The organism is Desulfoluna sp. (assembly GCF_030145185.1).
Classification (GTDB): Bacteria; Desulfobacterota; Desulfobacteria; order Desulfobacterales; family Desulfolunaceae; genus Desulfoluna.
The window spans coordinates 27,974-50,809 of the sequence record NZ_JAQYWB010000036.1; the positions used below are offsets into that span (position 1 = coordinate 27,974).

At 54.2% G+C, this 22,836-nt stretch carries 21 protein-coding genes; 12 read left to right on the forward strand and 9 right to left on the reverse strand.

Annotated features, from left to right (window positions below; genetic code table 11):
- Positions 1-89: 89 nt before the first annotated feature.
- On the reverse strand, positions 90-221 hold the full coding sequence (locus Q1Q75_RS12830; protein WP_300671210.1) for a hypothetical protein: 132 nt from the start codon (positions 219-221) through the stop codon (positions 90-92).
- On the opposite strand from Q1Q75_RS12830, the gene Q1Q75_RS12835 reads away from it, so the two are divergent.
- The 5 genes from Q1Q75_RS12835 (at position 199) to Q1Q75_RS12855 (ending at position 5,492) form a co-directional block, all read left to right on the forward strand.
- On the forward strand, positions 199-1,542 hold the full coding sequence (locus tag Q1Q75_RS12835) for an outer membrane protein transport protein (RefSeq protein ID WP_300671212.1): 1,344 nt from the start codon (positions 199-201) through the stop codon (positions 1,540-1,542). The two genes, Q1Q75_RS12830 and Q1Q75_RS12835, sit on opposite strands and share 23 nt — an antisense overlap.
- 507 nt (positions 1,543-2,049) lie before the next feature.
- On the forward strand, positions 2,050-2,757 hold the full coding sequence (locus tag Q1Q75_RS12840; RefSeq protein WP_300671215.1) for an AzlC family ABC transporter permease: 708 nt from the start codon (positions 2,050-2,052) through the stop codon (positions 2,755-2,757).
- The gene (locus Q1Q75_RS12845) at positions 2,754-3,086 is read left to right on the forward strand and encodes an AzlD domain-containing protein (RefSeq protein ID WP_300671217.1); all 333 of its coding nucleotides are present in this window, start codon (positions 2,754-2,756) and stop codon (positions 3,084-3,086) included. Before Q1Q75_RS12840 ends, Q1Q75_RS12845 begins: the two co-directional genes overlap by 4 nt.
- A 160-nt stretch (positions 3,087-3,246) precedes the next feature.
- Complete coding sequence (locus Q1Q75_RS12850; RefSeq protein ID WP_300671220.1) at positions 3,247-4,731, forward strand: sensor domain-containing diguanylate cyclase; 1,485 nt, start codon at positions 3,247-3,249, stop codon at positions 4,729-4,731.
- A 188-nt stretch (positions 4,732-4,919) separates the two neighbouring features.
- Positions 4,920-5,492, forward strand: a complete 573-nt coding sequence (locus tag Q1Q75_RS12855; RefSeq protein ID WP_300671223.1) for a manganese efflux pump MntP family protein — start codon at positions 4,920-4,922, stop codon at positions 5,490-5,492.
- A gap of 4 nt (positions 5,493-5,496) precedes the next feature.
- Here the strand turns inward: Q1Q75_RS12855 and Q1Q75_RS12860 are convergent, their stop codons facing one another.
- The 3 genes from Q1Q75_RS12860 to rapA all read right to left on the reverse strand — a co-directional run bounded on the left by Q1Q75_RS12860 (position 5,497) and on the right by rapA (position 9,835).
- The gene (locus Q1Q75_RS12860) at positions 5,497-6,357 is read right to left on the reverse strand and encodes a DNA ligase (RefSeq protein ID WP_300671225.1); all 861 of its coding nucleotides are present in this window, start codon (positions 6,355-6,357) and stop codon (positions 5,497-5,499) included.
- Positions 6,354-6,827: a hypothetical protein gene (locus tag Q1Q75_RS12865; protein ID WP_300671228.1), complete on the reverse strand. Its 474-nt coding sequence runs from the start codon at positions 6,825-6,827 to the stop codon at positions 6,354-6,356. Before Q1Q75_RS12865 ends, Q1Q75_RS12860 begins: the two co-directional genes overlap by 4 nt.
- Positions 6,828-7,042: 215 nt before the next feature.
- The gene (gene rapA / locus Q1Q75_RS12870) at positions 7,043-9,835 is read right to left on the reverse strand and encodes an RNA polymerase-associated protein RapA (RefSeq protein ID WP_300671231.1); all 2,793 of its coding nucleotides are present in this window, start codon (positions 9,833-9,835) and stop codon (positions 7,043-7,045) included.
- 256 nt (positions 9,836-10,091) lie between these two features.
- Here rapA and Q1Q75_RS12875 point away from each other — a divergent pair, with 256 nt between their 5' ends.
- From Q1Q75_RS12875 to Q1Q75_RS12905, 7 genes are all read left to right on the forward strand, one after another.
- Positions 10,092-10,859 carry a hypothetical protein gene (locus Q1Q75_RS12875; RefSeq protein ID WP_300671233.1) on the forward strand — a complete coding sequence of 256 codons (768 nt, stop codon included), beginning with the start codon at positions 10,092-10,094 and terminating at the stop codon, positions 10,857-10,859.
- Positions 10,860-11,075: 216 nt separating this feature from the next.
- A complete protein-coding gene (locus Q1Q75_RS12880; protein WP_300671236.1) occupies positions 11,076-11,903 on the forward strand; it encodes a hypothetical protein in 828 nt (275 codons plus the stop codon).
- A gap of 50 nt (positions 11,904-11,953) precedes the next feature.
- Positions 11,954-12,784 (forward strand): hypothetical protein, encoded by an 831-nt coding sequence (locus Q1Q75_RS12885; protein ID WP_300671239.1) that lies wholly within the window; start codon positions 11,954-11,956, stop codon positions 12,782-12,784.
- A 25-nt stretch (positions 12,785-12,809) separates the two neighbouring features.
- On the forward strand, positions 12,810-13,520 hold the full coding sequence (locus Q1Q75_RS12890; protein WP_300671242.1) for a DUF2293 domain-containing protein: 711 nt from the start codon (positions 12,810-12,812) through the stop codon (positions 13,518-13,520).
- A 130-nt stretch (positions 13,521-13,650) separates the two neighbouring features.
- The gene (locus Q1Q75_RS12895) at positions 13,651-13,788 is read left to right on the forward strand and encodes a hypothetical protein (protein WP_300671245.1); all 138 of its coding nucleotides are present in this window, start codon (positions 13,651-13,653) and stop codon (positions 13,786-13,788) included.
- Positions 13,789-14,183: 395 nt separating this feature from the next.
- Entirely contained in the window at positions 14,184-15,494 is a 1,311-nt protein-coding gene (gene hisD, locus Q1Q75_RS12900; protein ID WP_300671247.1) for a histidinol dehydrogenase, read from the forward strand.
- Positions 15,495-16,203: 709 nt separating this feature from the next.
- Positions 16,204-16,431, forward strand: a complete 228-nt coding sequence (locus Q1Q75_RS12905; RefSeq protein WP_300671250.1) for a VF530 family protein — start codon at positions 16,204-16,206, stop codon at positions 16,429-16,431.
- 49 nt (positions 16,432-16,480) lie between these two features.
- Here the strand turns inward: Q1Q75_RS12905 and Q1Q75_RS12910 are convergent, their stop codons facing one another.
- The 5 genes from Q1Q75_RS12910 to Q1Q75_RS12930 all read right to left on the reverse strand — a co-directional run bounded on the left by Q1Q75_RS12910 (position 16,481) and on the right by Q1Q75_RS12930 (position 22,475).
- Entirely contained in the window at positions 16,481-17,233 is a 753-nt protein-coding gene (locus Q1Q75_RS12910) for a DUF1638 domain-containing protein (RefSeq protein WP_300671253.1), read from the reverse strand.
- Positions 17,234-17,268: 35 nt separating this feature from the next.
- Positions 17,269-18,162, reverse strand: a complete 894-nt coding sequence (locus Q1Q75_RS12915; RefSeq protein WP_300671256.1) for a GTP-binding protein — start codon at positions 18,160-18,162, stop codon at positions 17,269-17,271.
- Between the two features lie 190 nt (positions 18,163-18,352).
- The gene (locus Q1Q75_RS12920; protein ID WP_300671258.1) at positions 18,353-19,006 is read right to left on the reverse strand and encodes a B12-binding domain-containing protein; all 654 of its coding nucleotides are present in this window, start codon (positions 19,004-19,006) and stop codon (positions 18,353-18,355) included.
- Positions 19,007-19,153: 147 nt separating this feature from the next.
- Positions 19,154-20,524 (reverse strand): monomethylamine:corrinoid methyltransferase, encoded by a 1,371-nt coding sequence (locus tag Q1Q75_RS12925; RefSeq protein ID WP_300671260.1) that lies wholly within the window; start codon positions 20,522-20,524, stop codon positions 19,154-19,156.
- A gap of 514 nt (positions 20,525-21,038) precedes the next feature.
- Entirely contained in the window at positions 21,039-22,475 is a 1,437-nt protein-coding gene (locus tag Q1Q75_RS12930; protein ID WP_300671262.1) for a trimethylamine methyltransferase family protein, read from the reverse strand.
- Between the last annotated feature and the right edge of the window lie 361 nt (positions 22,476-22,836).

Sequence of the window (22,836 nt, forward strand, 5' to 3'; positions counted from 1 at the left end):
CCTCAACGTGTATCCTGTAAGTCACGCATCACCCAGTGGGTTGTATCGGCACGAAGCGCAGTTCATCATCGATGGCTTTGTCTTCCATATCACAGGCGAATGACGCACAAGGGGCCGTAGGCATGGGCCAGGACCTTCGCTTGGCCGGGCACGGCCACCATGGGCGGCAGGACCATCTTCATGACCAGGGAGGATGGTATGAAACGATCGGTTCTCTTCATTGCAGTGCTTCTCTCAGTGTGTTTTGTCTCCACAGATCTTTTGGCCAACATCGATAATCTCTCCAACATGAGCGTGGAGTGGATGCGGACGGCGAACCGAAATGCCGCGACGGACCGGGCGGATATCGTGGTTTACAACCCCGGTGGCATCACGGAACTGCCGGATGGCGTGGCGATCAACATCGGCAACCAGAGCATGCGCCGCGAGCCGACGCACTCTTACAACGCAGGTGTGGCGAAAAGTTTCGAACAGGATGGTGACGATCCCTTTCTTCCCAACCTCTATGCAACGTATAATCAAGATAACTGGGCCGTTTGGGGAGGATTTTACATCCCGGGGGGTGGGGCTGTTGTGGATTACCCGGGTGGTTCTTTTACAACCAATATTTTGATCCCTGCGGCCATCTCTGAAGGTGTTGCTGAGGTTATCGGTGGGGGGCTTGCAGGTCCTGATGTGTTTGCGACGCTTTCAACTTCAGGCGAGTGCCTTGAAGCAGAGTCCCTGTATCTTACGTTTACTCTGGGGGGGGCCTATAAAATTAACGAGTTGGTTTCCGTGGCCTTGGGCCTTCGTTACATTGATGCGGAGAATAATATTAAGGGGAAAGTAGCGATCGGTTCCAGTGACTTGATGTATGATGCCGTCATTGTCGGTGGTGGATTTAATGATAATACGGTCGATGTAGATGAAAGTGCCGATGGCGTGGGCTTCATTATTGGCGTAAATATTAATCCCATGGAAAAAGTAAACGTTGGGATTCAATATCAATCTAAGGTGGACCTTGACTTTAAAGCCGATGTAAACCAGGACAATCTCGGGTTGTTTACACAGGGTGAAAAAAATGCCCGTGATTTACCCTCCATGCTGGGGTTGGGCGTCGGATACGATGTCTCCCAAAGGCTCTACGTGGAGGCCAACTACAGCTACTGGTTTCAGGAGGACGCGGATTGGGGAAAAAACGACGCAGGCAAAGATATCTCCAAGATGGCAGGTGACACCCAGTCCTACGGTGTGACCGGAACCTGGAAGTGGACGGACGTCATTGCCACCAGTGTTGGCACGGTCTACACCGATTTTCTCTGGAACGACATGGACGGCTATTATTCCGCTAACCTGGGCTCTTACGAGGTCCTTTACTCAGACAACTGGCAGGTGTGCGGGGGTATCTCCTGGCAGATTACCGAGAGTGTGGAAGTCAACGCGGCTCTGGCCCGTACTCTCTGGGATGATGAAACCATGACGGATCAAAATACGGGTATCGAAGTCAAAACCGAAAACGCCACCACCACCATTGCCATCGGAGCCAATATCACCTTTTAGAGAATCCACGCATGGGGCCGATGGCCGGATGCGTCCCGTTGTGTGAATATGAAAAAGTCCCTGGGGAAGAGGTCAAATTCCCGCGGGACTTTTTTTGTGGCAGGCACCGACTCATCGCAGATGTCCTATCGTGGTACGAATCTCTCCCTGACCCCTCGTGCGAATGCGGACGCGAGGTGCTGAGCGTACCGGCAGCCGTTTCGCATTCGCAAATCTGCGTTCGAGGTGGCTCACCTCGCCGCCGGAGTTATTCCGGTTAATGTCAACCCATGAGTTGATCCGGAAGCACCGGTAACTTATGCGCTTGCGACACACGAGGCACCCCATCACCCTTCACGCGAATGCGGACGCGGGGTGCTGCAAGTACCGATAGCCGTTTCGCCTTCGCAAACCCGCTTTCAAGGTGGCGTCACCTTGCCGCCGGAGGCTTGCTTTTTCCCCTTTCCCTTTCCCCCACCATTACTGTAAGTAAGTTCGCATTGATTTAATGTTTGATCGGAGGATGTGATGAGGTGGTGTGACGAGGAGCGGGATACGTTCCTGGAAGGGGTGAGGGCGTCCCTTCCGTTGATGTTGGGGGTGATCCCCTTTGCCCTGATTTGCGGGATTGCATCCATGGACGCCGGGCTTCCGGTCTGGCAGGCGCTGGTGATTCCCCTGGTGATTTTTGCCGGGGCGGCTCAGCTTGCGGTGACCCACCTTTTTGTGATCGGGGCTCCGGCCATGGTGATGGTGGTGACTGCGCTGGTGATCAACCTGCGATTTGTGATGTACAGCGCCTCTATCGCTCCGCATTTCAGGCAGGTGCCGGGTCGGTGGCGTCCCCTGCTCTCCTATCTTCTCTCCGATCAGGCCTTTGCACTTTCCCTGACAAAGTTCAATCAGCGGGAAGGGTGCCGTTATCCTTTGGCCTATACCTTGGGCACCGGGGTGCCTGTTTTTTTTGTCTGGCATCTCTTTAACGGCCTGGGGGTTCTCCTGGGGGCCGGTGTGCCGGAGAGTTGGGGGCTCGATTTCGGGGTCCCTCTGACCTTTATGGCCCTATTGGTCCCGGCGGTCCAGGATCGGCCGACCCTGGTGGCGGCTTTGGTCTCTGGTATCACGGCTGTGGGGGCTTCCGGCCTTCCGTATGGGTTGAACATTATCTTTGCCGCCCTGTTGGGCGTTGGCGGCGGGCTTCTCTTTGACGCAAAGGCCGAAAGGAGGCCCGCATGAGTCACGGATTGTTTTTTTTTGTCGTCTTGCTTTGCGGGGCCGTGACCTTCTCTGAGCGGGGGGCTTTTCTTCTTTTTCCAAGCGACAAAGAACCCCACCCCCGGCTGGCCAAAGGCCTTCGCCTCGTCCCGGCGGCGGTGCTCCCCGCCCTGGTGACCCCGGCTCTTTTCATGCCCGATGGGGCCTTGGACCTTTCCCCTTCCAATCTGCGTCTCCTGGCCGGAGTCGTGGCCCTTGCCATCGCCCTCTGGAAACGAAGTGTCTTTCTGACTCTGGTCTCAGGCCTCACCGCCCTCTGGTTTTTCCAGTGGGTGAGCGGGTGGCTGTAATTCATGGCCCTTTTGATGGCGCAGGAATCGTGATATGAGGTTTTTAAAAGAACATTTTTTGTTGTCAGGTTTTCCTGCTTTTTGTCGATAAACAGAGACTCATCAGGTGTCCCGGAATCGGGGCCATGAAACAAAGACCCTCCAATATCGGATTGTTGACATGCAGCGTTACTTTTCTATCAGAACCCGTCTGATTTTGTGCTTGAGCCTTATTCTCATTGCAGCCTTTCTGATTATCACCATGACCCATTACAACAGCTCCCGAAAGTTGCTTCGGGATAACCTGATTGAGAACACCCTGCCGCTTACCAGTGACAACATTTATTCAGAGATCCAGAAGGATCTCATGAGCCCGATCTTTGTCTCCTCTCTGATGGCCAACGACACTTTTTTGAAGGACTGGCTCCTGGATGGGGAAGGGGGAGTGGAAAAAATCACCAAATACCTTACCGAGATCAAGTCAAAGTACGGTTTTTTTTCCACCTTTGTGGTCTCTTCGCAGACCGGGCGCTATTATCATTTCGACGGGGTGCTTAAGACTCTTTCCCGTGAGGATGATCATGATGTCTGGTACTACCGCTTTCTTGAACAGCATCAGGAGTATGCGCTGGATGTCGACACCGACCAGGCATCGGATAACAGCCTCACCATCTTTATCAATCACCGGCTTGAGGATTACGAGGGGCATCTGATCGGGGTGACTGGGGCTGGGCTCAATGTGGACCATATCAATAAGATGGTTCATATGTATCAGAAGAAATACAACCGGAATATTTATTTTGTCTCACCAGACGGCACGGTACAACTGCACACGGAGACGGAGCGCATCGAAAGGGACAACATTATCAAGGGCTCCCGGTTGAAGGAGGTCGCCCCCCATTTGTTGGTTCGCGGGAAGCCGAGCGCGTCCTATGAGGTGGCATGTGACCGGAGCACTCTGCTGATCACCTCCCGGTACATTCCGGAATTCGATTGGTTTCTTATTGTGGAGATGGATGAAACCATGATGTTGAACCATCTCCGCAGGAACAGTCTGATCAATTTTGGGGTGGGTCTTCTTGTGACCCTTTTGGTGATCGGGGTCAATATTGTGACGGTGAATTATTTTCAGGACCGGCTGGAGCGGATGGCCACCACAGACAAGTTGACCCAGGTTAAGAATCGTCGAGCCTTTGAGCATGATTTTCACCGTTTCGCCTATACCATGTCCCGTGACGGTACGCTCTTTTCGTTGGTGATGTTTGATATTGACCACTTTAAGGCAGTGAATGACTCGAGCGGGCATTTGTTCGGGGATGAGGTGATTCGCGCCGTGGCAGGGGTCTCGGAGGCGAGCATCCGGCGTCTCGATGTCCTCGCACGGTGGGGTGGGGATGAGTTTGTGATTTTATTCCGGGGTGGCGAGGCCGAAGGGCAGATTTTCAGTGAGAGGCTTCGCAAAAATATAGAGGAGACCGATTTTTACGCGGACTCTTCGGTTCCAGTCGAAAAGCGCCTGCCGGTGACGGTGACCTGTGGGGGGGCAGAGTCTACTCCTGGGGAAGGGCTTGATGCATTGATTTCCAGGGCAGACCGGGTTCTTTATCGCGCGAAATCGGCCGGGCGCAATTGTTCGCTTTGGGACACCGAGGGCGACGAAGCGTGAGGTTTGGGGCTTTTTATGATAGCCTGCCCCATGAGTTTCTGAAGGAAAAAGGCTTCGCGAACTTTGTCATCGGAGGCATGAGCTGAATCATTACTTTTTTTAACCCTTTGATTGCTGATATCTCGGGAAACGCTGGACGTTGCTTGTCTCTGTTGACGTTTTTTTGAGTTCATCACCTGTGTGATGCTGTGAAACTAATCCCTTTGATTTTCCTTGCTGTGGCCCTGGCCATGGATGCGTTTGCTGTGGCTGTGGCCGTTGGCATCAGCCTTAAAAAAGTCAATGCACGACAGATGTTTCGCCTCTCCTGGCATTTTGGCCTTTTTCAGGCCCTGATGCCTGTGATCGGATGGCTGCTGGGGGTGAAGGTCCTCGCCTATGTGGAGAGCTTCGATCATTGGATCGCCTTTGGACTTCTTGCTTTTGTGGGCGGAAAGATGCTCTGGGAGGCCTTTGAAGAGGACGGGGAGACGGCTGAGCCCCGGGACCCTACGCGGTCTATGAGTCTTGTGATTCTTTCCGTGGCCACCAGCATCGATGCCCTGGCCGTGGGGTTTACCATGTCTGTTCTGGCCGTGCCCATCGCCTTTCCTGCCGTGATTATCGGGGTCACCGCCTCTCTTTTCACCCTTGTGGGCATGCAGCTGGGCACCCGGTTCGCCTCATCTTCCCGTCTCGGTCGCTGGGCTGAAATTCTGGGTGGCCTGGTGCTTCTGATCATTGGTCTTCATATCCTCTGGGAACATGGGGTGTTTGGCTAAGCGTTCAGTCTTGGCGTACTCTCAGATAAGACGCAAACCGGGGTTTCTTGGCCGGGGTAAACCCGTGGTGCCTGAAGGTGACGACGGTGCCGGGTTGGGGCGGGGCCTTTCGCAGGGCGTCAGAGAACCCTGTTCCGAGGTTGAACTCCACCCCGCTTTTCAGTTTGAGTTTCAAGCTTCCCATCATGCCTTTGTATTTTCCTTTCCCCTCGTTGATCTTGACGATCACCCCTTCCATATCCGACGTCTGTTTGACCTTTAACACGTGGGGAGATCGCCCCGTGTGGAAGGGAAGCGCCGGGTCTTTGATGATGAGGCCTTCTCCGCTATTTTTTGTGATGTCCGTCATGTATCGGTCAAGATGGCGTCGATCCTGGCAGGGGATCTGGGGGATGATCCGGGCTGGAGTGCCGGGGTGGTGGTCGAACCACCGGGTAGCCTTGGCCAGGCGGGTGGGGAAGGTGCCGGGGGCGTTGGGAACTTCGAAGATCTGGTAGGTGATCTGTGCCCAGTCTTCGGAAGGCTTTTTATCCATGACGGTGCTTTGGATGAAGGTAAAATCGTCCCTTTTGCTCCAGAGTTCGCCGTCGAGTTCAAAAGGAGGGAATGCCTGAGTGAACCAGGCCGGGGCGTGGATGATTTTTCCCTTGCGGGTGACAAGCTGTGAGCCGGTCCAGTAGCCTCTGATCCCATCGAGCTTTTCGCTCATGAACCATCCAGTGATGTTCTCTTCGCCGGTGTAGCGTTGGGCCTTCTGGAGGGCCGGAGGCTCGGCCGAAGCCATAAGAGCCCAAGGAAAAAGGGCCAGGAAGAAAAAGGCGAGGACCAGGATCCGGGTGCGATGGAACCCTCTGGGGCCGGTCATGGTTCAGGTCTCTGTGTTATGGGTTGTTCGGGGCTGTGGGTCGGGGGGAGAATAAAGTCGATTTCTTCAATTTGAATTTGAGGGTGGATCTTTTTGTAGTAAAAGTCCCCGTATCTTGGGATGCATACTTTCAAGAGTCCCTCAGCGGTTTTTTCTCCAGCAAGTGAAAAATGGTCCCGGTTCTGATGACTGAGCGTTACGCTGTCTTTACTCACCAAAAAATCAAGGCGAAGGCGGTCCCATCCTTTTCGGGGGGAGTACCTCCGCACTTCTCCATCGGGGCGAAAAAGCAGAAGATGTTTTTTACCAGGCTTTTTTTGTAGCTTGGGCACCACGCCCGGGGTCGTGTCGGCAGCGACGGCGACTTGAAGCCATCGCCCATGGATCCATGTGAGTTCATTTTGCCGGGTGTCGAGATTGGCGGTGTCCGTACTGAGGGTCAGAAGCAGAGCAAAAAGGAATTGAGGCATACAAGTCTCCAATCAGGGATTGGTAAGGGTGTATGGCAAATGTACTGGATCTTTTGTGCTGACGTGAGCGTCGTCGTAGGAATGAGTATTTATTTCTATGATATACGTTATATTGAACAAATGAGCAAGAGCCAAACAGTAAAAGGGGAAAGGCAAGAGAAGGAGTGTAATGCTTCGCTCTGGGCTTTGTTTTGGCCTTGAGCGAAGCGGATATATCAGGGCATGAGCCACACCAGGCGCATGGCATCGAGTCGGACGCGGCACTGGGTCAGGGCCTTTCCCATGTTTTTTTTCTCTGCGTTTAGCGCAACGATTTCTTTGTTTGTGACATGGGGATTTGTTTCTTTCAGGGCCGTCATCCGGTTGATCTCATGGTCCATAAATGCGTTCATGGCGTGCAGGGCTTTTTTCGTGACGGCGTTGCTCTGGTCTTCCATGTGAGCGCTGCTCTTTTTGATAAGGCCGGGAAGGAGCTCCCGGCAAAGGGTCGGGTGTTCAGAGAGCCAGGAGGGGGGAAGGTCCTGAAGCGTGCCGGACAGGGTATCCGATGGCCAGGCTTTTGAGCATTCGTCTCCCCTGTGGTTGAGGACGAGACGAAAGGGTGCCGTGGGGAGAAACCGATCCACGCGGAGAGATGCCGGGGCAATGCACTCGGGCACGCCGATGAGTTCCACAAGGAGGCCGTGGTCCCCGGTGTCAGGGAGGGCTGCCAGCGAGGCGTTGCCTGAATCCGAACCGAGGAAAGATTCCAGGGCGCCAACGACCATGGGATGATCGGCGGTGAGAAATTCGATCTCTTCGCGCTGGAGGGCGGTGGGGCGATCAAAGGTGACGGCCAGCGGATTTCGGCGAAAGGGAGGCAGGGGCAGGGCAGGCTCATCGCCTTCTTTAAATTCCAGAAGAACGGTTTTTTTGCCGATTTTGTCGATCTCGATGCCGTGCTGCTCAAAGAGCCGCAGGATAAAGCCTGAAAGCGAGGAGGACTCATCGTTTTCCCTGATCTTGCCCAGCAGTTCGGCGATGCGCTCGGGGCGGTTGGCGGTGAGCTCCAGCAGCCGGTCCCGTCCGGCCTGCAACTCGTGGGAGAGGCGGGTTGAGACATCCTTTGTTTCGGAAAGGATGAGGTTTAATTCGGCCTCAGGAAATGGGCTTGGATTAAGGGTCGCTTTGATGAGGTTTTCAAGGGGCTCTTTAAAGGTGGCTCCGAGGGTGTGAAGCCCGGGAACACAGCGTGAAAAGATGCCTGATGTGTCGTACCATCGCGCGTGAATTTCGGAGGCGCTTCGGGCGAGATAGGGCACATGGATTTGAATATCGTGTTTCTGGCCGATGCGGTCGAGGCGTCCGATGCGCTGTTCAACTTTTTCCGGGTTGGGGGGCAGGTCAAAGAGGATCAGGTGCCGCGCGAACTGGAAGTTTCGTCCTTCACTGCCGATTTCAGAGCAGATGAGAAGACGCGCGCCCTCTTCTTGGGCAAACCAGGCGGCGTTTCTGTCTCGCTGGATAAGGGTCATCTCTTCGTGGAAGAGCGCGATTTTGATGGAGAGCTCACGGAGCAGAGCCGTTTCAATGGCCTGTACCTTCTCCCGGCTGCTGCAGATAAGCAGCATTTTTTCGTCTCGATGGGTTTTCAGGTGCGCGGCCAACCAGCTTATTCTGGGGTCGTCAGTCAGCTCGGGCATGGGCGCTTTCGGGGAGGCATCGTGGTGCAGCTCATCATGATGCCGGGCGATTGTCGCCTTGGATGCGTCCAGCCTGTGGAGGTTGGGTATCCGGTCTGGAAAGCCCTGGATGACCTTGCGGGTGTTGCGAAAAATAACGCGGCCCGGTCCGTGGCGATCGAGAAGATCATCCACAATGGAGGAGGGGTCGGTTTCAAGGGCTTCTCTGGGGACAGGGGTGCCGAGTCGGGTTGAAAGTTCGGCCCGCTCCTGTTCCGTCAGTTCCGTTTTATCCAGGATTTTGACGGCAAGGGCAGCGGTGCTCTGGTGGCGGAGGGTTTCGTTTTCGTATTGCTTAAAGCTGGGATAACGGGCGGGATCCAGCAGGCGCAGCTGGGCAAAATGGCTTTTGCGGCCCATTTGTTCCGGGGTGGCCGTGAGAAGAAGCAACCCGCGGCTGAGGCGGCTCAAGGATTCGACGCATTGGAAGGGGTGACTTCCCGGTTCCATGTGGTGGGCTTCATCCACCACCACCATGTCGAAACCGGATTCCAGGGCCTGAAGCAGACGCGTCTCGGATTTCAGCAGGGGCATGGGGGCCAGGAAGAGCTGGTCCGCGGCAAAGGGGTTGCATCCCGGCTCGGTTTGTTCCATCTCCTTGAAATGGTTCTCGTTTGCGATACGAAAATGAAGGTTGAAACGCCGCAATAGCTCGACAAACCATTGGTGTATGAGGGCGTCGGGCACGAGAATCAGGACCCGGGCCACCTGCTCGGTGAGGAGGAGGCGGTGGAGGATGAGGCAGGCCTCAATGGTTTTACCCAGGCCCACTTCGTCGGCCAGGAGGACGCGGGGAAGATGGCGACCGGAGACTTCGTGGGCGATATGAAACTGGTGGCCGATGAGGTCCACGCGTCCTCCGAGAAAGCCACGAACCGGCGATGCCTTGGCCGCGAGGTGATGGGAGAGAGCTTCCATGCGGAGATCAAAGAGGTCGGATGCATCGGAAAAACCGCTGGTCAGGCGGTCCAGTGGGGTGGAAAAACTCAAGGTGTCGGCGAGTTCAGATTCGGGTAACTCTCGGCCCTCCCCGCAATAGATGAGGAGCCCTTCGATCTCTTCCACCGTATTCACCGCAAAGGAGGTCTTTTTCCGACTTGTGACCGAGTCTCCGGGTTTAAAGGTGACGCGTCGCAATGGGGCGGATGCTGCGGCGTATTGCCTGGTGCAGTCGCTCTCTTCAAAACGCACGGTAACCCGCCTTGTTTCCACGGACCAGACGGTCCCCAACCCCAGCTCCGGTTCGGTTTCGCTGACCCAGCGCTGGCCCACAACAAATGGATGCATCAATGAATGTCCCTTATCTGCTCTTATTAAAAGGATGGCAAAAAGTCAGATAAATTACATGACTTTCTCTAAGATATCCAGATAATTTTGCTGGATGCATGGCACCCGGGGGAACTCTTTGTTGAAATTTCGTCTGAATTTATGCAATCATAACGATTGATATGTTCACTGTTTTTGGGGCTGGTTGGGAGTTTTGGGGTCCCATGGAAAAACAGGCAGAGGGCGAGCCTATCCCACAAAAAAATGAGGTGACAACATGGGGACTGGAAGAAAAGCCATGCTTCGCGACAGGGGTTTGTCGATGACGGAGCGTCAGATGATACACGGGCTTTGCGGATTTTTCGCGGGCGGGATCGGATATGCGGTGGTCATGGTTGTGGCGGTGGTTGCTTTGACCCTTGCTCTTCCTGGTCGGGCAACGGCGGAGGCCACCCCCGCGCAAGGGACCGTTGAAACAGCGCTGGAGCCTGCGGCAAATGGACCGGGAAACCAGAAAGAGGAGCCCCCCTCCAATGCGGAGATTACCCAACCGAGTGGCTCCACCGATGCGTTGATGGATGCCTACAATGAAAGAATTCAGCGTGTGATGGATCAGGCCGACCCTTTTTCTTCGATCACCCCCGAGGACGCCTTTTCCGTCACAGAAGCATTAAAAAATAACCAGGAATACAAGAAGGCCCTGGAGCTCTACCTGAAGCTTGACGAGGAGACCAGCGAGCCGGAGGCATTCTCTGGCGCTGCCGAGGCTTCCGAGGCCATTGGCCTTGATGAGCGGGTGGGTGTGTTGGCGGGTGAAGCCCAGGACATGTATGAAAAGCAGTATGAAGCGTTTTTGATGAAAGCCAAAGCCCATGAGAACATGGGCGAGCTTCCGGAGGCACGTCTTTTGATCGAGCGGGCCATGATGTCGATGGCTGAGGACGGCACCGGTGTGGACGCGGCCGTACTGGATCTTTACAAAGAGATCATGGAAAAGGTCTCGGGGCGATCCGAATCGGAGCCCTCTGAGGAAGACATACCCTGATTTTATGCCATGCGACTCAACTCTTGGCCCTTGGCTGGGTCGCTGTGGTGCGTCTGTTGTCATGAACGGAACAAATACAAAGAGAACGTATTTTTTGTGTGTTATTTGTAAACATTGATAATGCAGCATAAACAATAGAGTCATGATTTGTGGTTTATACATCACGCGGTGGCGTTTATGTATGTGCCCGGATGACGTGGGGATGAGGGTGGTGTTATGTCTGGAACACCGTGGTTGCTGGTAGGCGCCTCAGCGGTTCTGTGTTTTCCGTTGGCTCTGGAGCTCAGGGCTATCCTGAGGGTAGGCACCCTGTGCGCGGGGATTTTCTATCTGTTTCTTTTTGTTGGAAGCTGCATGTTGATTGATATCTATTTGATGGATATTCCTCTGGTCAGCTTTCGCAAGCCGGTGGCGATGGCAGAAGAGGTCAAGAGCCGGTTGATGCAGGACCCGGTTTGCAGGGCGCTGAAGGTCTGCGATCCGCAAGGCTACCAGGAGGTGGCTGATTGCATGGTCTCGTCCGAATATGGGTTTATGCAGGAGGCCTATGCCTCGTGTGAAATCAATCGAATTCTTTCCAGATCCTTTCACACCCATCTGCCCAGGGCGTCTGATGATGCGCTGTCTCATTATCTTCAAGCGGTGATTCGTGAAATGCAGGAGAAGGCGTGGGATCAGTCAGATTTTTGTCTTTCCGCCCGCATTCGAGGGGACGCCGGAGCTGACAGGGCTTATTTTGAGACGGACGACATCCGATCTTTGTACATCGATGTGTTTATTGAGGTGCTGGAGTCGGCGGCCGAAGGGGGCCATCCCTGTGCCAGCCGCGCCGCGTATGACCAGTCGATGACCGCTGTTTTGGAGGAGCTTCATGGCAACTATGGCGATGAACTTCGACTCCTTGGCGACCCGGAACGGTATGTCAAAGACGATGCTGACAAGAGCACCTATTGCCGCTTGATTATGGCGTATTACGAGACGATATCCTTTCAGTCCTCCGATGACGTGGGGGCGATTGTCCGGTGGTTGTGTTCAAATCGATAAATAAAGAGACCGAAGGCATGGCTCATGCCCTCGGAGGTAAGGAATAGATCATGTTTCCATGGCTTTGGGTGTGTGGGTCCGCGGTTGTCAGTGTGGTGGTGGCCCATGAGTTGGATCAGGAATTTGGGTTGGGACGTGTTTTACGCGCTGTTCTGGTTCTTTTTATTTTTTTTGGAAGCGTGACGGTTATCGATCGGTATATCGTGGATATTCCATCGTTGAAAATCCCGAGGATGCTCACCTACCAGGAAGAACTGGAGGAGGAGGTCTCACAGGATTTGATTTACGGGGTCTTGAAAAAAAGAAATCAACAGGCTTTTGATAAGGTCCTGAGGTTGCTTTATTCCCTTCGGTATGAAAATGCGGATGAGCAGGCGGTCATGCGCAGTGTGAATAAAATTTTGACCCAGACATTCGAGGCCGCACTCTATCGTGCCTCCGACTCGGCGCTGGTGGGGTATCTTGACTACAAACTTCAGGAGATGGCCGACCTTGCCGAATACCATGACGGCTTTTGTTATGGATCCCTCTGGGACGAGGGGGAGGACGTGACCCAGGGCGGTGAACTCTCGGAAGAGACCCGGGTGCTTTTTCGTGAGGTGTTTATTCAGGTGATGGACCACTCGGTGGGCGGGGACAAACTTCCCTCCGAGGTGATGTATGACCAGGCGATGACCTCGGTAAATGAGACGATGTATGCACGGTTTGGCGAAGAAATCCGTATTTTTTTTGAGCCTGAGATCTATGTGCGGGACTCTGAAAATCGGGCGCGCTATTGCGTTATCATGCGCGGGTATTACGAAGCGATTCTGGATGAACCACCCGCCCAGGCGGGGTTGATCGTGCGCTGGTTGAACCGACCCCGGAAAGATCGGGCTTAAAAATCAAGGGAAATGAAGGACAGGTATGCCGGAAGATGTACGGGTTGTGAAGCCCGGCACCCAAAAGAACGAAGTGATCTGTGATACGGGGGCGGTGCTCTCGGTGCCTGTGGACTGGGAGCTGTTGTCCCCTGGTGATGCGGCGTTGACAAGACGTGTCAAGAAAGCCGGGCCGTATTGGCAGATGCAAGAGAAAAAAGGCCGGAAACTCTTTTCGCGAGGGGTCTGGGCCCCCGTCGAAACCATCCGATCGATTCGCATGGTGCTGGAAAAGGAACGGGAGACTCCCGCCTACAAGAAAAAACTGGCCTCGGGTCGCGAGCGTCGGGAAAAACAGCAGGGGGACTATGTGGAGGATTTCAGGGGTGCCGTCCTGGCGTTCCTTCATTTTCATCCCCGTCACAGGTCCCTTGCCGACGCATTGGCAAAGGCTGTTACCGAACTGGCCGCTCCCGTGGGGAGCGGCACCGTGGCGCGGACCCAGCGTATTCCTCTGAATGAACGGGCGGAAGCGGCGGTCATCGCCTGGTTGCGTCATCAGACAACCGGTTACGATACCCTGAAGGTGGCCCGCATCAAAGGAGAGCGCCGGAAGGTCCGGCGTAAACTGGCGGCCGAGTCGGTGGCGCTTCTCCAGCGGTATCGAAATGGCGAAGAAAACCCAGAGTGTCCCTTGAAAAAGGCGTTGTGTGCGAAGGCGAACAGGGACGGGGTCTGTGTCGAGGGGTGTGATTGAAAAAAAAAAGTTAGGGCTTCCGAAAATAGTTTGTTGACACGTGCGATGGGCGTCTTATCTTTAAAGTAAGAAGAAGGGGGGCTCTCCCCCACAGATAAAACAAACATCCCTTTTGGGGAGGAGATAAACCATGAAATTTACTGAAACCTATCATGATTACATTGAATCCGACGAAGAAAGAGAAGAGGGTCATATTGACGTGAGAACCCTCAACCATCTGTGCGAAGACCCCACGGGATGTGATCTCGGGATCGATGTTGCCGGATAACCGATTGTGTGAGTGGCTGGGCGGCTTCTTTATATAAGGCGCAGGCCGATTCGATATACCTTGACCCATGGAGAGGCGCTGAGTGATCAGCGCCTCTTTTTTTTGGGGTGTGGGGGGCGGACCGGCATCGCGCCGGCTGCGGTGAGCAGCCGAAGGGGTTCATCTTCCAGTCGATGGGAAAAGGTGATGGTATAATGGCCTTAATTTATGAGGAATAGATACGGCGCGCCCCACCTCTTTGTGATTGTATAACTTATTTTATAAAATAAGTTCGAAAAAAGGTTATAAAAGATGTTGACACGGAAAGGTTCCCCGGATATAAATATTTCATCCTCACACTGTGGGGGGAGAATGCAGTTTTTTGGATTGATTTTATATACATGTGGAGTGTGTCAATGGAATTTATCAAGAAGGCAGAGCTTAGCTTTGAAGAAGTAAGTGACCAGAAGCGCGTCATCGTCGAAGGGATTCTCAAGGACATTGAAACCCGAGGCGAAGAAGCCGTTCGTGATCTGGCCAAAAAATTTGACAACTGGGAAGGCGATTTTGTTCTTTCCGAAGAAAAAAAGCAGGCCCTGATCGATCAGGTTCCCCAGTCCGTTAAGGATGATCTTCAGTTTGCCTACGATCAGGTTTTTGGCTTCGCCAAGGCTCAGCGCGAAAGCATCGTTGAGTTTGAAAAAGAGACGATCAAAGGTGTCCGCCTCGGTCAGAAGGTCATTCCCATGGAAGTGGCGGGTTGCTACGTTCCCGGTGGCCGTTTTGCCCACGCCTGTTCTGCCATTATGAGCGTTGCGACTGCCAAGGCTGCCGGTGTGAAAACCGTCATCGCCTGCTCCCCTCCCCGAGGCGACAGCATCGCACCTGCCGTGGTTTACGCCATGCATATTGCCGGTGCTGATATTATCATCGAGATGGGCGGCGTTCAGGCCATCGCTACCATGGCTTATGGTCTCTTCACTGGCAAGCCCGCCAACATCCTTGTCGGTCCCGGTAACGCCTTTGTTGCCGAAGCCAAGGCGATCCTTGCTGGCACCGGCCGCTGCGCCATTGACGTATTTGCCGGCCCCACAGAGTCTTCTGTGATCGCTGACAAGACCGCCGATGCGATGACCGTGGCTGTTGACCTGGTTTCCCAGGCAGAGCACGGACTCGATTCTCCTGTATGGCTTCATACCGACTGCCGTGAGTTGGCCGAAAAGGTCAACGAACTGATGCCCAAAGTGATTGCCGACATGCCCGACCCCGAAACGCCTGCGACTTCCTGGAGGGATTTCGGTGAAATCGTTCTCTGCGAGAGCCGAGAAGAGCTGGTGAAGGTCAGTGACGAGTACTCTTCCGAGCACGTTCAGGTCATGGCCGAAGATCTGGATTGGTGGGTCAAGAACCTGACGAATTACGGATCTCTTTTCTTGGGTGAAGGCAGCACCGTGCCCCAGGGTGACAAGTGCTCCGGTACAAACCACATCCTCCCCACCAAGAAAGCCGGTTACACCTCCGGTGGTCTGAACGTTCACAAGTTCCTTAAGATCATGACCTATCAGGAGATTACGCCTGAAGCCAACAAGGTTGTCAGCGGTGCGGCTTCCCGCCTCTCCCGTGTTGAAGGCATGGAAGGCCACGCTCGCGCCTGTGACTGGCGTCTGCGTAAGTTCTTTCCCAGCGAAGTATGGGATTTCGAAGTCTACAACCAGACCAAGTACTAAAGGGTCTGTCGGCTCAGGCCGACCCCGGGTCACCTTAATGGGTGGCTCGGGGGCTCTTGTGATTTAATCCCGACGCACACAGGGAGTTCTTCGTAACAGGGATGATGCGGTTCTTCCTGTGGTGCGATTCATCGGGTTTACATATATTTTCTTCCCCCTGGCAGAGGCTGTGCGTCACTTTTTCTGGCCGGGGTTTATATATGGGTATTTCTTGATGCCCAGGCAGTCTGACTTCGTGTGAATACGTCGGAAAATATGGCATGCTGAACCTGTTGTACAGGACGGTTCCTGCCGGGCTGCCGACTTCTCTCCTTACATTCTGAAAAAGGCCGGCGGCACCCTAATGCCTCCGGCCTTTTTCAGTTTAAATTTTCTTCACAGGCGGTATCTTTCCAGGTGCCTTCTGGGAAAAGCCTTCTGCAAGCCCCCCTTTGAAGGCGAAGCTGTGTGCAGCAAACACAACGAAGAAAAGGCCGCGATTCTTAAGAGTCGCGGCCTTTTTTTGTGAACAGAGGTTTGCTTCAGGTCTTGATGGGTGAGGCACACCTGGAAGGTGCTGTGATTTGGAGGCTGACTGGTGTAAAAGAAGAGAGTGAGTCTTGGCGGTACATCCCGGCATTTGTTCGGGCCGTCCAGCGAAACGGTGGTCGGTAAGGGCTGCCTTTGCATCTGTTTATATTTTTTAAGACGTAAGGAAGATCTTTTATTTATGAGTGAGCAACAAGCCAACGACCCCTTGCATGGTGTGACCCTGGAGCAGATGGTGACCCTTCTGGTGGCCCATTACGGATGGGATGCCTTGGGGAAATGCATTGATATCCGATGCTTTATCCTTGACCCTTCCATAAAATCCAGCCTGAAATTTCTCCGAAAGACCCCCTGGGCACGGAAAAAAGTAGAAAAATTGTATCTCTCCATGAAAAAAAATGCCGGGTAACAGAGCCCCGGAAGAATCCCAGGGATCACCCGGCGGTTTGTAAGGGGCTTTATTCGTTATCCTTCGGGGGGAGGGCGGGCTTTTCAGCATGGAACACCTCCTCGGTGTCCATGCTCTGGCAGAGGATTTGGCCGGGAGGGATACGGACAAATTGGGAGGTGTCCCATGGGCCGAAGAGAAGCGCCTTGATGTAGGTGGAGGCACCCTTCATGGTGGACAGGGGCAGGCGGGAACGCTTGGCGGCTTCGGCGGCTTTATCACGGAAGGTCTCTCCCAGCCCCGGCCATTCGATGAGGCAGGCCCGGGTGTAGTTGGCAAGAACCCCCTCTTCCATCTCCATGAGGAGCTTTGCTTTGTCTGATCCGTATTGCTTCTCGTAGTGGGCAAGGCGCATCGTTTGGTTGTCCAGGTAGGGCAGAACCGACCAGGTAAGCCATCCCGGTGAAAACCAGTAGGTGCCGCATTCGCGGCTGTGTTCTTTCTGATGGGCCGCCACGGAGCCTATAAGCAGGGGGATGCAGTCATGGACCCGTGGGAGTACCAACTCACAGCGCTCTGCCCGTATGCCGGTGAGGCCCTGTCCGCAGAGCCCATAGCCCAGAATCAGGTGGGTGAGTGTTGGGTTTGCGCTCTCCACTTCATTTATTTTGGCCTGAAGCTCCTCTTTCAGGAGCTTTGGGGTGTCATGGAGTCCCTGGCGAAGAAAGTGAAGGCTCGGGGCCTTCTCTTTCTGGCTGTCCGCACAAAGCTTTTCCATTTCATATCGCATCACTTCGCAGGCGATCACCGCTCTATTCATCATCCTCCCTCCTCGGGTGACGTTCACCCGGCGCTTCTCTACGCTAAGAATCCGGCCTCTTTGAGGCGATTTTGGACCCCTTCCCCTTTGTCCTGCATGGTGATGACCACCACGGGGGTAAGATTCTCTTTCTCTTCTCTTTTTTCGATGGCGGCTCCGGTATCTGAAATGTAGTAATGGCGGCCGTTTTCTGTCAGGCATCCTTTCACGCGCAGGAGATCCTCTTCCTTTTCAAGGGCATTGAGAAAGGCGTCGATGGGTCCGTTGACACTCTCGACGGTAAAGGCATCGGGTCGGTTGTCCGAGGTGTTGAGGCTGGGCATCATGGCAAACGGATTTTCCATCTCTTTTTTCAGGCGGTCCACATCAAACCGGCAATGGGTGGTGGGAAAGATGATCGCCCGGTTGTTTTTCTCTCGAATATAGGCTGTGGCGGCGTCCACGTCTTTCTGGGGGGCAATATCGATTTTGTTGAGAAGGATATAGTGGGCGTTTGACACCTGGCGTTCGATGGTGGTCAGGTTTTGGGCCAGTTTGAGGCTTTTGATGGCGTCAAAGACGCAGAGGGTGCACATGAGCTCGCACACATCGGCGAGTCCTGCGTTTCGAATCATGGGGCTGATACCTGAGGGGTCGGCCATCCCGGAGGCTTCCACCAGGATCAGGTCAGGGCTGCATTCGACCAGGGCTTTGAGGCCAAGGGCGAAGCTGTCCTTGAGGCAGGCGCAGAAGATGGACCCGCCGTTGACTTCGTAGAGCATGTCATCAGGGATGCCGTGTCCGGAGAGAACGGCTGCATCCACAGGGACCTCGCCAAAGTCGTTTACGAGAACGGCGACTTTTTTGTCCGAAAATTGATGGAGAAGGTACTGCATCAGGGTGGTTTTTCCGCTTCCGAGGAAGCCGGTAAGGACAACGATGGGGGTTTTCATGGCGAGACTCCTTGTTTGCTTGTCGGTTGAAAAATATACCTTTTTCCGTCGGGTTTGGAAACAGGGAAACCCGCCCCCTTTTTTCGGATGGTATCCGGGTGGGGAGCGGGTTCTCTTTATGGATCAGGACGAACTGAGTGTTTATCACCTCACGGGGCGTAGGGTGCGTCTCGTGGGGTGATAAAAAAAACTAAGCGGCGATGCCCATGAGTTCCTTAGCCATTTCCACACACTTGGATGCATCGGCGGCGTAGCCGTCACATCCTGCATCTGCGGCGAACTGGGGGTTCAAGGGGGCGCCGCCTACGAGGACCTTGTATTTGTCCCGCACGCCTTTGGCTTTCAGGAGTTCCACGAACTCGGGGACAATGGACATGCAGGTGGTCATGAGGGTGGAGAGGCCCACGATGTCGGCATTGTTTTCTTCGGCTGCTGCGAAGATTTCTTCTTTGGACTTGTCGCTGCCCAGGTCAATGACGTCGAATCCAGCAGAACGGAGCATCAGGGCCACGATGTTTTTGCCGATGTCGTGGAGGTCGTCTTTTACTGTGGCGATGACCACTTTGCCCAGCTTCTGGTCGGCGTTGCCGGCGGCAAGCATGGCAGGCTCGATGATGGCAACCGCAGAGTCGGCGGCACGACCGGCAAGCATCAGCTCGGGAAGAAAGCAGTCGCCGTTGCTGAAACGCTCACCCATGATATCGAGTCCCGTGCGGATGCCGTAGGTGATGAGGTCAACAGGTTCAACACCGTCAGCAATAGCGGTGGTGGCAATCTCTGTTGCGCCGGCGGCGTTGAGGGAGGTGATGGCATCGCGAAGGTTGTCAAAATGAATCTGAGACATGGTGTACTCCTTGTTATTTCCCCTGATCGGGTGCAATTGTTTTTTTTATATTGGGTCGGAATGGGTTGGATCATTCCGGTAAAGCCTGTGCGCAGGGGGTGAGCTTGATTGGCGTGTTGTCCCCTGTCGCTTTATTTTAAAAACGAACTATTTAATGGGGACACCCATTTCAACGAGTTCTGCTTTCACCTCTTCATACATTTTCTGGTAGAAATCCTTGGGTGTGTTGGTGTCGAGATCGAAGAGCTCGGGGTAGGTCATGCCCAGGTCGGGTGTATCCAGGGTGTGCTCGTATTTCTCGAGGAGCTTGACGACGATGGGGCTTGCCTGAGCCCTTGTGAGCTGGCAGGCCGCGTCGGCCATCTCGGTGTGGAATTTGGGCTCCAGGGGCGTCATGCCATCCATTTTTACGCCAGCAGCGGGGAAGGGGGTGCCTGTGGTGACCCCTGAGGTGACGCCGGTGAGGATGTAGGCCGCAGACTGATAGAAGTATTCTTTGGTCCCGGCACCGGCGGCGGAGTATCCGGAGTTGTAGGTGGCCAGGTAGATGTTACGGGAGATGGCCTGTGAACCGAGCCCGAGGCCCCAGAGGAGCTGGCGTGTGGTGGAGATGGCCCCTTTAAGGGTGACAGGGAAGTTCAGGAAGTAGGTGGCACCCAGCATGCAGGACATCATGGCGTAGGCTGTGACGCCGACGGCGATGCCTTCGGGGCCGCCGCAGTAGCCGCCTAATAGGGTACTGGCTTCCCCGGCGATGTTGCCGCCGATTTCCTGGAGGAAACACATTTTGTTCAGGGTGTCCATTTTGAGCTTGTACTCGGGGTAGAAGGCGCAGAGCCATCCGTCGGAGGTGCGGGTGCCGCAGTTGGGGTGGCTGGCCGCAATGGTGCTGACGGGGCCGCCGGAGGCGGGAACCACGTTGAAGACAGGGAAGCCGGGACGTCCAGCGTTCTCAGTGGCCTTTCTGGCCATTTTCATGTTGTGGATACAGGCCATGACTTCCGAGGGGTGAAAGGGCACGTCGGAGTTGCTCTCGGGATCGTTCATCAGGGTCGGGACGGCCATGGAATCGGCGCGGTCGATGCGGGCGTAGCCTTCCACCAGCTTGAGGAAGAGCTCATCGGTGCTGGTGTAGATACCGGAACCGATATGGCACCAGGGACGAGAGTTCTCGTCGGGCTTGCGGCAGCGCCATTCTCTGCGGCTCTCTTTCTCACCGCCGATGCAACGGGGACGGGCCGAATCACCGATAGCGTAAAGAATCTCTTCTTTGGTGAACTTAACCACGCGCCCGGTGTCCTGGCAATACATGCCGGTATTAATGAAGAACTCAAGGGCAGCTTCAAAGACACGATCAGCCAGATCGTCATCGGACGAGACGGGATCAGCCGGATTGTATTTAATGTTGTGTTTCTGAACCACTTGCATGATCCCGGGGAAAACAACATTAATATCGAAGTCGGTCTCGTTCATTTCTTCGCCGTTAAGGCATCTTCTGTAGATGTCGATGATTTTCATGCGCCGGTCTCCTACCAAAGAGAGTGTTGTGTATTTGCAGGCAACGGACGGACCGCCTGTTTTGTGACGGCAGTGAACCACTTTCACTGTCGCCTGGTCGCCGTTGATTGTTTTCAGCCAAATTGTCCGGTAAAAGGTGCCGCGAATACCTTGTGTCCGCAACGGTGAGTGCGCCAGGTTTGTGCCTGGATTTCAACTCAGTTTTTTTACCGAAAGATATTATGTATTATTTTATGAACTATTTTATAAAATAATACAGCCTGGTTTGTCAAGGATTTTGCTAAAGTAAATTAGAATTATTTTTTATCTACCTGCAAAAGAGCATTATTTTTTAGTACTCGATATTTTAACATTTTTTATATGCCTAATGAGGATAAATAAAACTGTGGCTCTGGCTTAAATTTGACCTGGTCGCAAGTTATTTTCCCTCGTTGATTCTTCCTCGACGCGTCTCCTTTTGAGGGCAATGTGGCCAGGTGCGAGCCGCATTGCCCCTTGAGAGACTGCGTCGGGTTTATTCTTCGCTTAGTTTGCTTTCCAAAAAGGCGGTGACTGCCTTTTCCCTTTCGGCAGAAAGTAGGCTCTCCGGCGCGTCGGCAAGTATTTTTTGCCATCGCTCACGGGCCAGTATTCTGAAATCCTTGGACCCTGCGTCAGCCCAGTTTTGATACGCTTCCTGGGTGGAGACGGTGGGGCGCCAGGGGTTTCTGAAGTTCATGACCGTGGTGGGCTCCATGAAGTAGGTGCCACGGGGGCCGGCATGGGTGATTTCTGAGACGGTGGTGTCTTTGTCCCAGTCCCTCATGCCATCAAGCAGGCGCAACACGCGGGAGAAGGCCTCCTCGCCGAGCATGATTTTTTCAAAGGAGGTGGAGTTCAGGGAGTCCAGGGATCCGAAGCAGCCATGGATCCAGTGGGCACCGGCCATGACGGCGTGGATGAGGGTCTGCATGGTCTCCATGCCGGCCTGGGCGTCCACCACCTTGGCGTCGGTGATACCGGCCATGATACGGACGGGGATTTTGTATCGTTCCACGGCCATCTGGATGCTGAGGCCGTTGATCATGTTGGCTTCAGGCGATCCGTTGGCGTAAAGTCCGGACTTCATGTCCGGACGGCAGGATGCAGGACCCAGGATGTAGGGGGTGCCGGGGTTGACGAGCTGGAGCAAGACGTTGCCTGCCAGCATTTCGGCATTTTGCATGACCGCCGCACCCATCATGCTCATGGGGGAGGAGATACCGCTCATGGCGCAGGTCAGCGTACAAATCGCCTGTTTTTTCTTGGCGTGTTCAATCATGGTCTGCAAAGGAAAGGCGGCATAGGTCAGGGGGCTGACCGGGTTGATGCTCGCAAACATACAGGTATGGTTATCGAGGTACCCTTTTTCACCCTTGGCAATTTCAAAGAGTTCGAAGTATTCCTGGACCTCTTCGGTGGTCCCGACAAAGCTTCGAAGGGGCTTGTCGGTGTGGCGGACCATCTCGCGGAAGACATGAAGATGGGCCTTTTTTTCAGGGATGTCTGTGGGCTCGACGGGCCATCCGCCACCAATGTCACAGATGTCACTGGACTGGATCAGGGTGAAGAAGTTTTTCATGTCTTCCATGGTGCAGTCGCGGTCGCCGGTTTCTATGTCGTTGATTCGAACGGCGCCAAAGCTGGGGTCGGTGTGGGGGCGGCTCTGACCTTCACCCACCAGAAAAGATTGTTCTTCATTGCGGCCGTGGAACATGAAGGAGCTGGGCGCTAACTCAATGGTCTTTTCAAGGATGGCACGGGGAATTTTGATGCGCCATCCGTCTACCTCGCACCCACCATCTTTCATGATCTGACGGGCGGTTTCATCTTCAAAATCCACGCCGCAGGTTTCAAGAACCTCCACGGTGGCTTCATGGATTTCGTCGAGCATCTTATCGTCCGCAAGTCTGAATCTGTTGGATTTCAGCATCTAAAAACAACCTCCTCAAGTTATGTGTGGGCCATCGAATGTTGACCGGGACCACGTACTGATGAATGTCTTTTTTTCATAAAAGTTCGATTTCGGAGCCGGGTGACAAAAAGGCCGGCCTCATAGGCAATCGCTTATTTTTTTTGTCTTCCCGATGTCTCCCTGGGGGTGTTCCCGGCGGCATGTAAGCGGGGGTTTTAGAAAGTTTCGAAGTTCTACTATAAAATCGAATTCCCTCTTTCTGGGGCCTGCCCTCAGCGGGGAGGATCTCTCCTCCTCGGGGTGGCTTAACAGGGGTTGAAAATGGTTTGATTTCCCCTGATTACCTTGAATGGCAGGCTTTTATGCCTCCGGGCTGTCC